A 14400-nucleotide genomic window follows, 5' to 3' on the forward strand; every position below is an offset into this window, starting at 1 on the left:
CAGCTCCCACAAAGTACTCAGCGCTCACGGCATGGACTGTTCCCGTGGGAGCTGGCTTGCCTGCGAGTGGCGGCACCGCCGATTGCGATTGTTCACGATTCTGTCACCGTGACGCCGCTAAAACGTAACGCCTCCCGGGCACGCTGAAACTCCCCGTACTCGACCAGGGAGACACGTACATGCCCCGTGAATTCGATGGCTCGCATCAACCCAACGCCAAGTCCCGCAAGCAGCAGGAAAAGGATCAGCGCCGCATGGAGTTCCGCCGCGCGATCGAAAGCTACTCCGAGCAGCGCCAACTGCTGCAGGAGATTGCCGACTACCCCGAACTGCGAGCGGTCACGGTATGGCAGGTATCGGCGGCAACTTCCCCGAGAAACGCTCAACCAGCGCGCTGATCTGCACACGTTCGCTGCGGATGAACGCAGCAAAGGCCAGGGCCACCGGCGACTGCCGCTTGGCCTTGGCCTGTACCACGCACCAACTGCGGTACAGCGGCAACTCCTCCACCGGCAACTCGCGCAGCACCCCGGCGGCCAGTTCCATGTTCAGCGCATGGCGGGTCAGCAGGGCAATGCCCAGGCCGGCAATCACGCACTCGCGCTGCGCCTCCCCCGAGGCCACCTCCAGCGTCTGGGTGAAGTGCACGCGCTTTTCCTTGAAGTACTCTTCGCAGGCCTTGCGCGTGCCCGAACCCTGCTCGCGCACCAGCAGCGTATGCGGCTCCAGGTCCTGCAGGCGCAGGCTATCGAGTTTGCACAGCGGGTGCTCGGGCGGGGCCACCGCGACGATCGGGTTGTTCAGGAACGGCAGGAACTCCAGGCCCATGTCCTGCGGCACCATGGACATGATGATCAGGTCGTCACGGTTGTCCGACAGACGTCGAATCGCCTGGGCCCGGTTGACCACCGTCAGGGTCAGATTGACCTCCGGGTGCAGGCGCTTGAACGCGGCGAACAGGTGCGGCACGAAGTATTTGGCGCTCGATTCCACCGCCAGCTTGAGCTGGCCCTGCAGCGAGCCCTGCATGTCCGACAGCTGCATGTCGAGGCTTTCGAGGCGTCCGAAAATGTCGCGGCTGGCGCGTTGCAGCGCTTCGGCAGCTTCGGTGAGGTAGAGCTTCTTGCCGACATACTCGAACAGCGGTTGGCCCACCAGTTCTTCGAGCTGGCGGATCTGTAGACTAACGGCGGGTTGCGTCAGCGACATCTCCTCGGCGGCCCGGCTGTACGAACGTAAATCACACACCTCATTGAAGATCTGCAATTGACGCAATGTCATACGCATCAATGACTTACGCATCTTTCCCGTTGCCTCGGCAAAACCTTGTTACGGCACTATAAGCAATTGCTAATGCTGCCCCTAACAAATATTGATTTTTGTTTATTCACGTTCGGCGCTAGGGTGATTATACGACTGGCCAGCAACGTCTGGTCACGCGCCGACCGGTGTTGCCGGTTCGTTTGTTACCAACGGCTTTGGGAAGACTCCAGTGATAAAAAAAATCCTGATCGCCAACCGGGGTGAAATTGCCGTACGGATCGTACGTGCCTGCGCCGAGATGGGTATTCGCTCGGTGGCGATCTACTCCGATGCCGACCGTCACGCCTTGCACGTCAAGCGTGCCGACGAAGCGCACAGCATCGGTGCCGAGCCCCTGGCCGGTTACCTGAACCCGCGCAAGCTGGTGAACCTGGCGGTGGAAACCGGCTGTGATGCGCTGCACCCTGGTTATGGTTTCCTCTCGGAAAACGCGGAGCTGGCGGATATCTGTGCCGAACGCGGGATCAAGTTCATCGGCCCGTCTGCGGAAGTCATCCGCCGCATGGGCGACAAGACCGAAGCGCGGCGCAGCATGATCAAGGCCGGTGTGCCGGTCACGCCGGGCACTGAAGGCAACGTGGCCGATATCCACGAAGCGCTGGAAGAGGGCGACCGCATCGGTTACCCGGTCATGCTCAAGGCCACCTCGGGCGGTGGCGGTCGTGGCATTCGTCGTTGCAACAGCCGCGAAGAGCTCGAACAGGCCTTCCCGCGGGTGATCTCCGAGGCCACCAAGGCATTCGGCTCGGCCGAAGTGTTCCTGGAAAAATGCATCGTCAATCCCAAGCATATCGAGGCGCAGATCCTGGGTGACAGTTTTGGCAACGTGGTGCACCTGTTCGAGCGTGACTGCTCGATCCAGCGGCGCAACCAGAAGCTCATCGAGATTGCCCCCAGCCCTCAGCTGACCCCCGAACAGCGTGCCTACATCGGCGACCTGTCGGTGCGCGCGGCCAAGGCGGTGGGCTACGAGAACGCCGGTACCGTGGAGTTCCTGCTCGCCGATGGCGAGGTGTACTTCATGGAGATGAACACCCGCGTGCAGGTGGAACACACCATCACCGAGGAAATCACCGGCATCGATATCGTTCGCGAGCAGATCCGCATCGCCTCGGGCCTGCCGCTGTCGGTCAAGCAGGAAGACATCCAGCACCGCGGCTTCGCCCTGCAGTTCCGGATCAACGCCGAAGACCCGAAGAACAACTTCCTGCCCAGCTTCGGCAAGATCACCCGCTACTACGCCCCCGGCGGCCCGGGCGTACGCACCGACACGGCGATCTACACCGGTTACACCATCCCACCGTTCTACGATTCGATGTGCCTGAAGCTGGTGGTCTGGGCACTGACCTGGGAAGAAGCCATGGACCGCGGCCTGCGGGCTCTGGACGACATGCGCCTGCAGGGGGTCAAGACCACCGCGGCGTATTACCAGGAAATCCTGCGCAACCCGGAATTCCGTAGCGGCCAGTTCAACACCAGCTTCGTCGAAAGCCACCCCGAACTGACCAACTACTCGATCAAGCGCAAACCCGAAGAGCTGGCCCTGGCCATCGCCGCCGCCATCGCCGCCCACGCAGGCCTGTGAGGAACCCTACAATGTCCAAGAAAATTTTCGTAACCGACACGATCCTGCGCGACGCCCACCAGTCCCTGCTGGCTACCCGCATGCGCACCGACGACATGCTGCCGATCTGCGACAAGCTCGACAAGGTCGGCTACTGGTCGCTGGAAGTCTGGGGCGGCGCCACCTTCGACGCCTGTGTGCGCTTCCTCAAGGAAGACCCGTGGGAGCGCCTGCGCAAGCTGCGCGCGGCACTGCCCAACACCCGCCTGCAAATGCTGCTGCGCGGTCAGAACCTGCTCGGCTACCGTCACTACAGCGATGACGTGGTCAAGGCGTTCGTGGCCAAGGCGGCGGTCAACGGCATCGACGTGTTCCGCATTTTCGACGCCATGAACGACGTGCGTAACCTGCGTGTGGCGATCGAAGCCGTGAAGGCGGCCGGCAAGCATGCCCAGGGCACCATCGCCTACACCACCAGCCCGGTGCACACCATCGAGGCGTTCGTGGCCCAGGCCAAGCAGATGGAAGCCATGGGCTGCGATTCCATCGCGATCAAGGACATGGCCGGCCTGCTGACCCCGTTCGCTACCGGCGAACTGGTCAAGGCGCTCAAGGCCGAGCAGTCGCTGCCGGTATTCATCCACAGCCACGACACCGCCGGGCTGGCCGCGATGTGCCAGCTCAAGGCGATCGAGAACGGCGCCGATCATATCGACACCGCGATCTCCAGCTTTGCCTGGGGCACCAGCCACCCGGGCACCGAGTCGATGGTCGCAGCGCTCAAGGGCAGCGAGTTCGACACGGGCCTGGACCTGCAATTGCTGCAGGAAATCGGCCTGTACTTCTACGCCGTGCGCAAGAAGTACCACCAGTTCGAAAGCGAGTTCACCGCCGTCGACACCCGTGTGCAGGTCAACCAGGTACCGGGCGGCATGATTTCCAACCTGGCCAACCAGCTCAAGGAGCAGGGCGCGCTCAACCGCATGAACGAAGTGCTGGCCGAAATCCCGCGGGTGCGTGAAGACCTCGGCTTCCCGCCGCTGGTCACCCCGACCTCGCAGATCGTCGGCACCCAGGCGTTCTTCAACGTGCTGGCCGGTGAGCGTTACAAGACCATCACCAACGAAGTGAAGCTGTACCTGCAAGGCGGTTACGGCAAGGCGCCGGGTGTGGTCGACGAGAAGCTGCGCCGCCAGGCCATCGGCAGCGAAGAGGTGATCGACGTGCGTCCGGCCGACCTGCTCAAGCCGGAAATGACCAAGCTGCGTGCCGACATCGGCAACCTGGCCAAGTCCGAAGAGGACGTGCTGACCTTTGCCATGTTCCCTGACATCGGGCGCAAGTTCCTCGAAGAGCGCGAGGCCGGCACCCTGACCCCGGAAGTGCTGCTGCCGATCCCGGAAGCGGGTGCTGTGGCTTCGGCCGGGGGCGAGGGCGTACCGACCGAGTTCGTCATCGACGTACACGGCGAGACCTACCGCGTCGACATCACCGGTGTGGGCGTGAAGGCCGAAGGCAAGCGTCACTTCTACCTGTCCATCGACGGCATGCCGGAAGAAGTGGTGTTCGAGCCGCTCAACGAGTTCGTCGGCGGTGGCAGCAGCAAGCGCAAGCAGGCCAGCGCGCCGGGCCATGTGAGCACCACCATGCCGGGCAATATCGTCGATGTGCTGGTCAAGGAGGGCGACACCGTCAAGGCTGGCCAGGCGGTACTGATTACCGAGGCCATGAAGATGGAGACCGAAGTGCAGTCGCCATCGCCGGCAAGGTCACCGCCATCCATGTGGCCAAGGGCGACCGGGTCAACCCGGGCGAGATCCTGATCGAGATCGAAGGTTGAGCTAAGCCTTCATCTGCAAGCGGTTAACCTCTGGGGAGCGTAATGCTCCCCTTTTTTTGTATTCAATTCTGCACTTTAATGCATATAGGTGTGCGTTTTTTGGTCGCGCGTGTAATTTAATGCAGATTTGAGCCGCTTAATCGATTGAAATTGCACTATATTGCAGAAACAGTGCACGTCTCCTTACTGAACGTGCAGTAGATTGCAGGCGCCCTTATGCATCTGATCACACACGCGCCTGCCTTCATTCATGACATTGCACCTTCCGGTGCGGCCAAGCGCTTTCTGCTCACGCATATCGGCCGCGAGAAGCCTGAGGGCATGAGCGATGACATGTTCCTGCTGGCGCGCAGCACCCCGGCGCCCATGGGGTTTACCCGTGAGGAAGTAGTGACTTTGCGCAGTGATGCCCGAGCGTTGATGGGGCTGCCTGACCTGCTTGGCGAGGGCGGCTTGCCCGCGAGCGTCATGAACCACCCGGCCATTGCCCTGAAAAATCTCGAGCAACGCATGAAGGAATGGACATTGATATGACAGTTTCGATCGAAGTTCGCGGTCTGTTGATCGAAAGTGTCCGTGAAGGCATTGCCGATGGCACGCTGGAACTGGGGGCAGCGGTACGGCGTCTGCGCACAGAGGTGGCGAAGCTGCACCAGACCCAGTTTGCGCGGATGTGCAAGATCTCGGTGCGCACCCTGATCCAGATCGAGCAGGGCGAGGGCAACCCGACGCTCAAATCATTGAACGCCGTATTCCGGCCTTTCGGCTTGCAGATGGGCGTGGTCAAGCGGCCCCGTGCGCTGTAGAGGCGCGCCCCCTTGCCAGCGAAGGGGGCAGCGCACCTAGCGCTGGTATCCCCTGCCGTAATACCGCTCCAGCCGCGCCTGCACCAGCTCCAGCCCGAACGACAGCAGCCAGTAGATCACCGCCGCTGTGGTCAGCATCTCCAGGTAGCGATAGCTGGAACGGCCATAGGATTGCGCCAGGAACATCACTTCCCACACCCCCATCACCGAAATAAGTGATGAATCCTTGAGCATCGAGATGAACTGGTTGGCGGTCGGCGGAATGATCGTGCGCATCGCCTGGGGCAGGGTCACGCTCCAGAAGATCGTTGCCGGGCGCATGCCCAGCGCCAGTGCTGCCTGCCGCTGGCCCTGCGCCACGCCGATGATGCCGGCGCGGAAGATCTCGCTCAGGTACGCCCCGTAGTTCAGCGACAGCGCCACGACCCCGGCGGTAATTGCCCCTGGCACTATCTGCAACTGCGGCAGGCCCAGGTAGATCAGCATGATCTGGATCAGCAGCGGTGTGCCGCGAAAGAACGAGGTATAGAAGCTGGCCACGCCAAACAGCACCGCGCTGCTCGACAAGCGCGCCAGTGCCGCGGCAAACCCCAGCAGCACCGATACGACGATCGAGCACAGGCACACGAACAAGGTCAGCGCCGCACCCTGCAGAAAGCCGTTGGGCCCCAGCCTGAAACCGGCCAGGTTGGGGAACTTGTCGGCAATGATCGAGAACTTTAGGTCAAAGCTCAGGAAAAAAGCGACAAACAGCAGAAACAGTGCCAGCCAGGTCAGGTACAGGCGTGTGCGAAAGCCGAACAGGCGCCTGACCCACGCGAGGGTGACCATTAAACGTTCGTAAGCACTCATTTACTGATATCGGCGCCGATCCACTTCTGCGACAGCTTGGTCAGGGTGCCGTCCTGCTTGAGTTCGGCAAACACCTGGCGAACCTTGGCATCCCACTGTGCGTCGCCTTTCTCGATGGCCACCGAGTTCGGCTCTTCGTACAGCGGCGCGCCGGCCAGCTTGAAGCGTTTGTCCTGGTTCAGGCGCGGTTGCGCGGTAACCAGGTTGGTGAGGATGGCATCCAGGCGCACACCCGCGCCCAGGCCCAGGTCCTGGAAGGCGACGTTGTCGGTGTCGTACGGGGCAATCTGCACGTTCTCGAACGGGTACTGCAACTGCTGGTCTTCAGCCCCCTCGATCACCAGGTTCTTGTTCAGGTAGCTCTCGTAGCTGGAGGCGCTGGTCAGGCCGACCTTCAGGCCGCTCAGGTCCTTGGCCGAATGGATGCGCTCATCCTTGGCGTTGACCACGATCACCGCAGGCGAGGCGTAGTACTCCACCGGGAAGTCGAAGACTTCGGCGCGCGCCTTGCTCGGGGTCATCGAGCAGATGCAGATGTCGTAGCGACCGCTCCAGCGACCGGCCGCGATCACATCCCAGGACGGCGTTTCCAGGCGCAGCTTGACGCCCAGCTTCTGCGCTACCGCCTTGGCCACGTCAACGTCGAAGCCATCGAGCTGGTTCTGGTCGTTCAGGAAGGAAAACGGCGGGTAGCTTTCCATCAACACGCCGACCACTTCCTTGCGCGACTCCACGCGGTCCAGGGTGGCACCGGCAAAAACCTGGGTTGAGGCGCTCAGGGCCAGCAGGCCGGCACCCAGCAAAGTGGAAAGTCGCATGAAGTTCACCAGAAAAAAGAGTTGTTAAATAAATCGGGTCCTGCATTAAATAGTTATAATAATTAACCTACTAGTAAGTTTTATTCATATATATAGAAGCGGAAGTTATATGGCCAATAAGTCGTTGGTGATTCTCGATGGCGGTATGGGGCGGGAGCTGCAGCGCCGAGGCGCGCCGTTCCGTCAACCGGAATGGTCTGCACTGGCCCTGAGCGAGGCGCCAGAAGCCGTGGTTGCGGTGCATGCTGCGTATATTGCCAGCGGCGCCCGGGTCATCACCAGCAACAGCTATGCGGTCGTTCCCTTCCATATCGGTGAGCAGCGCTTTGCCGACGAAGGCCGTGCGCTGGCCAGCACTGCCGGGCAGTTGGCCCGCACCGCCGCCGATGCCAGCGCAGCGCCGGTGCGCGTCGCGGGTTCGCTGCCGCCGCTGTTCGGCTCCTACCGTCCCGACCTCTACGATGCCGCGCGTGCCGGCGAAGTGCTCAAGCCACTGGTGGAAGGTCTGGCCGAGCACGTCGACCTGTGGCTGGCCGAAACCCAGAGCGCGATCATCGAAGTGCAGGCCATCCATGCCGGCCTGCCCCAGGATGGCAAGCCGTTCTGGGTGTCGTTCACGCTGCAGGACGAAGACGTGGATGACGTGCCACGCCTGCGCTCCGGCGAGCCGGTGGCCGAAGCCGCCGAGGCTGTGGTCGCATTGGGTGTGCAGGCGCTGCTGTTCAACTGCAGCCAGCCGGAAGTGATCGGCGCGGCAATCGATGCGGCCAAGGCCACCTTCGAGCGCCTGGGCGCGGACATCGCGATCGGCGCCTATGCCAATGCCTTCCCGCCGCAGCCCAAGGACGCCACGGCCAACGACGGCCTCGACGAGCTGCGCGAAGACCTCGATCCGCCCGGCTACCTGACGTGGGCGGCCGACTGGCGCCAACGCGGCGCCAGCCTGCTGGGCGGCTGCTGTGGCATCGGCCCCGAGCACATCGCGGTGCTGGCGCAGCAGCTGCGCTGAGGCATCAGGCGCTGTTGCGGCAGGCTTGCAGCGTCCTGAGCTGACCCTCGGGGCGTTGGTTGTCGGCACTCAGCCAGCGTTCGAAGCCGGCGGCAATCGCCGGCCACTCCTCATCCAGGATGGAGTACCAGGCCGTGTCGCGGTTGCGGTCCTTAATCACCATGTGCTGGCGAAACACCCCCTCGAACTGGAACCCGAAGCGCTCGGCCGCACGCTTGGAGCGGGCATTGTCGTTGTTGCACTTCCATTCCAGGCGCCGATTGCCCAGGGCGAACGCTGCTGGCCCAGCAGGTAGACCGCCTCGGTGCCTTTGGGCGTGCGCTGCATCGCGGCGCCGAAGGCAATGTGGCCGATCTCGATGCGGCCCTGCTCCGGCACGATCGACATCAGGCTCAGGATGCCCTGTGCCTGCCCGCTGTGCAGGTCGATCACGCTGTAGAACAACGGGTCGCTGCTGGCCGCGTTGCTGTCCAGCCAGTGGTCGAAGTCTTCGCGCTCGGTAAATGGCCCATAGGCCAGGTACTTCCAAAGCGCCGGGTCTGCGGCGGGGCCCTGGAACACCTCCCACAGCGCGTCGCGATCGCGCCGCGGGTCGAGTTTTTCCAGGCGGATGAAACGTCCGTTCAGTGGCGTGGGTTGCGGGGCCTTGGCCGGCCGCCAGTTCAACGCTGTGCTCATGGGTGATGGCTCCGATTACAAGGTTTTGCGGAACTGGATGAAGCCTGGGCGTTCGGCCACCTGCTCGTACAGCGAGATACCGGTGGCATTGGTTTCGTGGGTCAGCCAGTGGACTTTTGCGCAGCCGTCCCGACGCGCCGCTTCGTACACGAACTCGATCAACTGGCGGCCCACGCCGCTGCGGCGCTGGCTGGCGTCCACGTACAGGTCCTGCAGATAACAGCTGTTTTCCACCGTCCAATTGGAGCGGTGTAGATCCAATGGACCATGCCCACCGCCTTGCCGTCGACCCAGGCCAGCGCGGCATTGGTCGGTTCGCTCGGATCCAGCAGGCGCTGCCAGGTGACGGCGCTGACGGCATCGTCGATGCGGGTTTCATAGAACCGCTGGTACGCCTGCCAAAGGGGCAACCAGGCAGCATGTTCATCGGTGCTTACGGGACGCAGGGTAACGGTCGGCATCACAGGATCCTTCGCGGGTGATCGGGGGTTGGCGTATGGCGCCATCCTAGGCAGGCTATTGGCTTATGGTAAGAGCCATTCAAGGCTTATTTGACAGGTCCAATACCCATGAATGAACGTTCCCTGGCATTGCCCTTCGACCCCACCGGCATCGTCCTTGATCGCCGCCAGGGGCTCAGCCGCCAGTTGTACCAGGCCTTGCGTCTGCGCGTGCTGGATGGACGCCTGGGCAGCGGCACGCGGTTGCCGGCTACCCGCGACCTGGCGACGGCGCTGGCCATTTCACGTAACAGCGTAGTACGTGCCTACGATCAGTTGTACGCCGAAGGCTATATCGAAAGCCGGGTCGGCGACGGCACCTACATCAGCCAGCTGCCAAAACTATCCACAAAACTGTCCACAGGGTTATCCCTGGGTTTATCAACAGGGTTATCCACAAAATCGGCGGATCATACTGATGATTCATCCAGTAAAGTTATCCACAGCGAGGTCCTTGATCGTCTGCAGAACAACCATCTGTCGGCTTATGTGCCCGGCCCTCCACGGGCTTTTCAGGTGGGCCTGCCGGCTTTCGACCTGTTCCCGTTCGAGGTCTGGGCCAAGCTGCAGGCGGGTTTCTGGCGAAATCCAGACCCGGCGTCGCTCGGTTATGGCGACCCGGCGGGTGACCCGTTGCTGCGCGAGCTGATTGCCACCTATCTGCGCCGATCACGCGGGCTTTCCTGCACGGCTGAGCAAATTGTGATCACCAGTGGTGCGCAGCAGGCGATTAGCCTTTGTGCACAGCTGCTGCTGGCGCCTGGGGATGGGGTGGCTGTGGAAAACCCTGGCTATCGCGCCGCCGGCAAAGCGTTCGCCATGGCCGGTGCGCAGGTACACGGCGTCGGGGTGGATGAGGACGGGCTGCAGTGCGCTGCGCTGGATGCGCTGGCGAACTGTCGCCTGTGCTATGTGACACCGGCGCACCAGTACCCCACGGGCGTCACCCTGAGCCTGGCGCGGCGCCTGGCATTGCTGGCGTGGGCCGAGCGCAACGACAGCTGGGTCATCGAGGATGATTACGACGGCGAATATCGCTACAGCGGCGCGCCGCTGGCACCGCTGGCGGCGTTGGACCGCAGCGGGCGGGTGCTGTATGTCGGCACCTTTGGCAAGATCGCGTTCCCGGCGCTGCGCCTGGGTTACCTGGTATTGCCCGTGCGGCTGGTACAGGCATTTGCGCGCTTGCGGGCGCTGGCGGTGCGCCACTCCGAGGTGGGCACCCAGGCAGTGATGGCGCAGTTCATGGCCAAGGGGCATTTTCAGCGTCATATCCGCCGCATGCGCCGCGCCGCACTGAGCCGGCGCAATGCGCTGATCGCCGGCTGGCCGCTGGGGGTCGCCGGGGTGGGGTGCATGCCGCAGGTGGCTGCCGGGCTGCACCTCAAACTCGATGTGCACAGCCGGGTGCGGGAACAGGCGCTGATTGCCCGTGCCCAAGCCGTGGGCGTCGAAATCAACGCCCTGAGCGATTACTGGCTGCCTGATACAGCGACCGCCGAGGACGCGCGTGCCGGCTTGGTACTGGGCTTCGCCGCCGTGAACGAGGCGGCGATTGCCGATGCCTTGGCCCGCCTGGCGCGGGCCTGGGCCGATTGAACGTCAGGTACCGGCCTTGATGCGGGTCCAGGCGCGGGTGCGCGCACGCTCGGCATCGCGTGGCAAGGGCCGCAGGGTATACAGCTTGGTCATGGCGGCGTCGGTCGGGTACAGGTTGGGGTTGGTGCGGATCGCTGGCGCGACGAGCTGGGTGGCGTCCTTGTTGGGGTTGGGGTAGCCGACGAAATCGCTGATCGGTGCGATCACCTGGGGCTGCAGCAGGTAGTTGATAAAGGTGTAGGCGTCCTCGGGGTTGGCCGCGCCCTTGGGGATCGCCAGCATGTCGAACCAGATCGGCGCGCCTTCCCTGGGCAAGCGCATGTCCACCACCACGCCGTTCTTCGCCTCGTGGGCGCGGTTGGCGGCCTGCGAGAAACTGCCCGAGTAACCGACTGCCACGCAGATATCGCCATTGGCGATGTCGGCCATGTACTTGGACGAGTGGAAGTAGGTGATGTGCGGGCGCAGCGTGAGCATCAGTGCTTCGGCCTGCTTGTAGTCGGCGGGCTGGTCGCTGTTGGGCGGCAAGCCGAGGTAGTGCAGGGCCAGCGGCAGGATCTCCGAAGGCGAGTCCAGCAGCGCTACGCCGCACTGCTTGAGCTTGGCCAGGTTGTCGGGCTTGAAGATCAGGTCCCAGCTGTCCACCGGCGCGTCGTCACCCAGGGCGGCCTTGACCTTGGCCGGGTTGAAGCCGATCAGGACGGTGCCATACATGTAGGGCACGGCGAAGCGGTTGCCAGGGTCGTTGGCCTCGATCAGCTTCATCAGCTTGGGGTCCAGGTGCTGCCAGTTCGGCAGCTTGCTGCGGTCCAGCGGCTGGAACACCCCGGCCTCGATCTGCTTGGCCAGGAACACGTTGGACGGCACCACCACGTCGTAGCCGGAGTTGCCGGTGAGCAGCTTGGCCTCCAGTGCTTCGTTGGTGTCGAAGATGTCGTAGATCAGCTTGACCTGGCTGTCCTGCTGGAAGTCCACCAGGGTTTGCGGGGTGATGTAGTCGAACCAGTTGTACACGCGCAGGGTACGTTGTTCGGCCGCCTGCACGGTGCCGGCGAGGAGGGCGCCGCACAGCAGCGGGGCAAGCAGGTGCGTGAGCCGGGTCATGGGTGAAGCTCCTGTTGGGCGTGCTCGAACCCTTCGAGCACGTTGACGGCATTGATGCCGATTTCTGCCACGGCGTAGCCGCCTTCCATCACGAACAGGGTCGGTTTGCCCAACTGCGCGATACGCGCGCCCATGTCGAGGTAGTCGGGGCTGTCGAGCTTGAACTGGGAAATCGGGTCGTCCTTGAAGGTGTCCACGCCGAGCGAGATCACCAGCACGTCGGGGTCATAGCCGGCAATGCGCTCGCAGGCCTCGTCCAGTGCGCTGCGCCAGGTCGGCCAGTCGCTGCCCGCAGGCAACGGGTAGTTGAAGTTGCAGCCCAGGCCGTCGCCTTCGCCGTGCTCGTCAGCATAGCCGAGGAAGAACGGGAACTCGGCCTGCGGGTCACCGTGGATCGAGGCGAACAGTACGTCGCCCCGCCCATAGAAGATCGCCTGGGTGCCGTTGCCGTGGTGGTAGTCCACATCGAGGATCGCAACGCGCTGGCGGCCCTGGTCGAGAAAGGCCTGGGCCGCGATGGCAGCGTTGTTCAGGTAGCAGTAGCCGCCCATCACGTCGCTGGCGGCATGATGCCCCGGTGGGCGACACAGGGCGAAGGCGCTGTGGGCGCCGGCCTGGATCGCGGCCTGGGCGGTCAGCGCCACCTGCGCCGCACTGTAGGCTGCCTGCCAGGTGCCGGCGGTAATCGGCGCACCGGCATCGAAGCTGTAATAGCCCAGTTCGCCATGCAGGCCGCTGGGTTTCACGCTGCGCAACGTGCGTGCCGGCCAGGTGAAGGGCAACAGGTCACCCTCATGCCCCAGGGCGCTCCAGCGCTGCCAGGCGCCCTGGAAAAAATCCAGGTAGTCGGCGCTGTGTACGCGCAGCAGCGGCGCCCGGCCAAAGTCGCGAGGGCCGCTGATCGGGCCCAGGGCCTGGGCCTTGACCCGCTGCAGTACATGGTCGGCGCGCGAGGGCATTTCGAAGCACGGCATCAGTTGCCCGTCGATCAGCTCGCAGCGGCCGTGGTGCAGGCGGTGGTCATCGGAATAGATCGTCAGCATTTATTGTGCTCCGGGTCACTGGCGTTACCCCATTGTTGAGGGGCACGCCCGTGGGCAGAACGACGCAAACGGCCAAAAGGGGATCGATATGGCCAATGTGGCTGTCCGCATTTCGCCCCCCGACGGTGCACTGCGGCGTGTCAGTTGCGGAAATGGCTCGGCGCCACGCCACTCCAGCGCAGAAAGGCATGGCGGAAGCTGGCCGGCTCGCTGAAGCCGAGCACCTCGGCAATGCGGTAGATCGGCAACTGGTCTTCGGCCAGCAGTTGCTTGGCGCGTTCGAAGCGCAGTTCGTCGAGCAACTGCTGGTAGCTGCTGCCCAGCTCCTGCAGGTGACGACGCAGGGTGCGCGAAGAGCAGTTCATCTGTCGTGCCAGGCCTTCCAGCCCGGGCGCGGCATCCAGTTGCTGCTGCAGCAGGTGGCGGATGCGCCCGAGCCAGGCCTGGCGCCCGGTGAACTCCAGGTTCTGGCGACGACAGCGCTCCTGCATGGCCTGGTGGGTGATGGGGTCGGCCAGCGGCAGCGGTTGGTCGAGCCAGCGGCGCTCGAAGGCAAATGCATTGTCGCCGCTGGCGAACCCCAGGGGGCAGCTGAAATGCTTGATGTAGAGCGCTTGGTAGTCCGGGGCCGGGTGGGCGAAACGGGCCGCCAGCAGCGGCAGCGGGTGGCCGAGCAGGTCGTGGCAGATGACCTTGAGCGAGGTCAGGCAGAATTCGGCGTTGAAGGCCGCGAGTGCCGGCGCTTCGCGATAATCGCTGGCGCTGAACCAGACGCGCTCGCCGTCCTCGATCAGGCGCAGTTGGAAAAGTGTTCCCAGTAGCGCCGGGTACTGCATGGCCAGGCGCAAAGCGTCACCTAAGGTGGCACTGGAGAGCAGGGCGTAACCGAGCATGCCATAGGACGACACATGCATGCGCTGGCCCAGCTCCAGGCCGATTTCACGGCGCTGCGCGACCGCGTTGGCGCACACGCGAAGTTCCTGGTGAGTGGTGATGCGCGAATCGGCACGGCCCAGGTCTGCCGGGGTGATGCCGGTACCTTCGAGCAGGGCGGCGGCGGGCAGGTCTTCGTCTTTGAAGGCCTGCAGCACCAGCGAAACGGCGTTCAGGGTGGTGAGGTGGGAATGGAGCATGCTCGGCATCCGGCTGAGGGGCTGGCGGATAGGCGAGCAATTTGTGTGCCCTTCAGCGCCGCTTCGCTGGCAAACCCGCTTGCACAGGGTTCACGATAGCTGTGGGTGCTGGCTTGCCAGCGAAGGCTTCA

Annotated in this window: 12 protein-coding genes and 3 pseudogenes; 7 read left to right on the plus strand and 8 right to left on the minus strand. The window is 63.4% G+C overall.

Annotation, left to right across the window (positions count from 1 at the left end; all coding sequences use genetic code 11):
• Positions 1–179: 179 nt before the first annotated feature.
• The gene (locus G3436_RS21565) at positions 180–398 is read left to right on the plus strand and encodes a PA3496 family putative envelope integrity protein (RefSeq protein WP_163949272.1); all 219 of its coding nucleotides are present in this window, start codon (positions 180–182) and stop codon (positions 396–398) included.
• On the opposite strand, the gene G3436_RS21570 is transcribed toward G3436_RS21565, so the two are convergent.
• The gene (locus tag G3436_RS21570) at positions 340–1287 is read right to left on the minus strand and encodes a LysR family transcriptional regulator (protein ID WP_163949299.1); all 948 of its coding nucleotides are present in this window, start codon (positions 1285–1287) and stop codon (positions 340–342) included. The two genes, G3436_RS21565 and G3436_RS21570, sit on opposite strands and share 59 nt — an antisense overlap.
• 205 nt (positions 1288–1492) lie before the next feature.
• On the opposite strand from G3436_RS21570, the gene G3436_RS21575 reads away from it, so the two are divergent.
• The 4 genes and pseudogenes from G3436_RS21575 (at position 1493) to G3436_RS21590 (ending at position 5533) form a co-directional block, all read left to right on the plus strand.
• On the plus strand, positions 1493–2908 hold the full coding sequence (locus G3436_RS21575; RefSeq protein WP_163949274.1) for an acetyl-CoA carboxylase biotin carboxylase subunit: 1416 nt from the start codon (positions 1493–1495) through the stop codon (positions 2906–2908).
• 11 nt (positions 2909–2919) lie between these two features.
• Positions 2920–4727: pseudogene (gene oadA / locus G3436_RS21580) on the plus strand (sodium-extruding oxaloacetate decarboxylase subunit alpha).
• A gap of 216 nt (positions 4728–4943) precedes the next feature.
• A complete protein-coding gene (locus G3436_RS29060; RefSeq protein WP_420801240.1) occupies positions 4944–5261 on the plus strand; it encodes a hypothetical protein in 318 nt (105 codons plus the stop codon).
• Entirely contained in the window at positions 5258–5533 is a 276-nt protein-coding gene (locus G3436_RS21590; RefSeq protein WP_163949276.1) for a helix-turn-helix domain-containing protein, read from the plus strand. The genes G3436_RS29060 and G3436_RS21590 overlap by 4 nt, the downstream gene beginning before the upstream one ends.
• A 36-nt stretch (positions 5534–5569) precedes the next feature.
• Here G3436_RS21590 and G3436_RS21595 read toward each other — a convergent pair whose 3' ends face one another.
• On the minus strand, positions 5570–6364 hold the full coding sequence (locus G3436_RS21595) for an amino acid ABC transporter permease (RefSeq protein ID WP_420801241.1): 795 nt from the start codon (positions 6362–6364) through the stop codon (positions 5570–5572).
• Between the two features lie 17 nt (positions 6365–6381).
• Positions 6382–7203 carry an ABC transporter substrate-binding protein gene (locus G3436_RS21600; protein WP_163949283.1) on the minus strand — a complete coding sequence of 274 codons (822 nt, stop codon included), beginning with the start codon at positions 7201–7203 and terminating at the stop codon, positions 6382–6384.
• Positions 7204–7312: 109 nt separating this feature from the next.
• On the opposite strand from G3436_RS21600, the gene G3436_RS21605 reads away from it, so the two are divergent.
• On the plus strand, positions 7313–8212 hold the full coding sequence (locus G3436_RS21605; protein ID WP_163949286.1) for a homocysteine S-methyltransferase family protein: 900 nt from the start codon (positions 7313–7315) through the stop codon (positions 8210–8212).
• A 4-nt stretch (positions 8213–8216) separates the two neighbouring features.
• On the opposite strand, the pseudogene G3436_RS21610 reads toward G3436_RS21605, so the two are convergent.
• Both G3436_RS21610 and G3436_RS21615 read right to left on the minus strand, forming a co-directional pair.
• A pseudogene (locus G3436_RS21610) lies at positions 8217–8890 on the minus strand (GNAT family N-acetyltransferase).
• A gap of 15 nt (positions 8891–8905) precedes the next feature.
• Positions 8906–9351, minus strand: a pseudogene (locus G3436_RS21615) (N-acetyltransferase family protein).
• A gap of 108 nt (positions 9352–9459) precedes the next feature.
• Between G3436_RS21615 and pdxR the strand changes: the two are divergent.
• Entirely contained in the window at positions 9460–10989 is a 1530-nt protein-coding gene (gene pdxR, locus G3436_RS21620; protein WP_163949289.1) for a MocR-like pyridoxine biosynthesis transcription factor PdxR, read from the plus strand.
• Positions 10990–10992: 3 nt separating this feature from the next.
• Here the strand turns inward: pdxR and G3436_RS21625 are convergent, their stop codons facing one another.
• The 3 genes from G3436_RS21625 to G3436_RS21635 form a co-directional block, all read right to left on the minus strand.
• Positions 10993–12093, minus strand: a complete 1101-nt coding sequence (locus tag G3436_RS21625; RefSeq protein ID WP_163949291.1) for a polyamine ABC transporter substrate-binding protein — start codon at positions 12091–12093, stop codon at positions 10993–10995.
• Entirely contained in the window at positions 12090–13136 is a 1047-nt protein-coding gene (locus tag G3436_RS21630; protein ID WP_163949293.1) for a histone deacetylase family protein, read from the minus strand. The genes G3436_RS21625 and G3436_RS21630 overlap by 4 nt, the downstream gene beginning before the upstream one ends.
• 140 nt (positions 13137–13276) lie before the next feature.
• A complete protein-coding gene (locus G3436_RS21635) occupies positions 13277–14269 on the minus strand; it encodes an AraC family transcriptional regulator (RefSeq protein ID WP_163949296.1) in 993 nt (330 codons plus the stop codon).
• Between the last annotated feature and the right edge of the window lie 131 nt (positions 14270–14400).

The sequence above is a fragment of the Pseudomonas brassicae genome, assembly GCF_010671725.1.
In the GTDB taxonomy this organism is placed as follows: domain Bacteria; phylum Pseudomonadota; class Gammaproteobacteria; order Pseudomonadales; family Pseudomonadaceae; genus Aquipseudomonas; species Aquipseudomonas brassicae.

Coding starts and splice junctions, on each gene's coding strand:
- G3436_RS21570 (WP_163949299.1), bottom strand. CDS start 1,287: ATGCGTATGACATTGCGTCAATTGCAGATCTTCAATGAGGTGTGTGAT.
- G3436_RS21565 (WP_163949272.1), top strand. CDS start 180: ATGCCCCGTGAATTCGATGGCTCGCATCAACCCAACGCCAAGTCCCGC.
- G3436_RS21590 (WP_163949276.1), top strand. CDS start 5,258: ATGACAGTTTCGATCGAAGTTCGCGGTCTGTTGATCGAAAGTGTCCGT.
- G3436_RS21605 (WP_163949286.1), top strand. CDS start 7,313: ATGGCCAATAAGTCGTTGGTGATTCTCGATGGCGGTATGGGGCGGGAG.
- G3436_RS21630 (WP_163949293.1), bottom strand. CDS start 13,136: ATGCTGACGATCTATTCCGATGACCACCGCCTGCACCACGGCCGCTGC.
- pdxR (WP_163949289.1), top strand. CDS start 9,460: ATGAATGAACGTTCCCTGGCATTGCCCTTCGACCCCACCGGCATCGTC.
- G3436_RS21600 (WP_163949283.1), bottom strand. CDS start 7,203: ATGCGACTTTCCACTTTGCTGGGTGCCGGCCTGCTGGCCCTGAGCGCC.
- G3436_RS29060 (WP_420801240.1), top strand. CDS start 4,944: ATGCATCTGATCACACACGCGCCTGCCTTCATTCATGACATTGCACCT.
- G3436_RS21635 (WP_163949296.1), bottom strand. CDS start 14,269: ATGCTCCATTCCCACCTCACCACCCTGAACGCCGTTTCGCTGGTGCTG.
- G3436_RS21595 (WP_420801241.1), bottom strand. CDS start 6,364: ATGGTCACCCTCGCGTGGGTCAGGCGCCTGTTCGGCTTTCGCACACGC.
- G3436_RS21625 (WP_163949291.1), bottom strand. CDS start 12,093: ATGACCCGGCTCACGCACCTGCTTGCCCCGCTGCTGTGCGGCGCCCTC.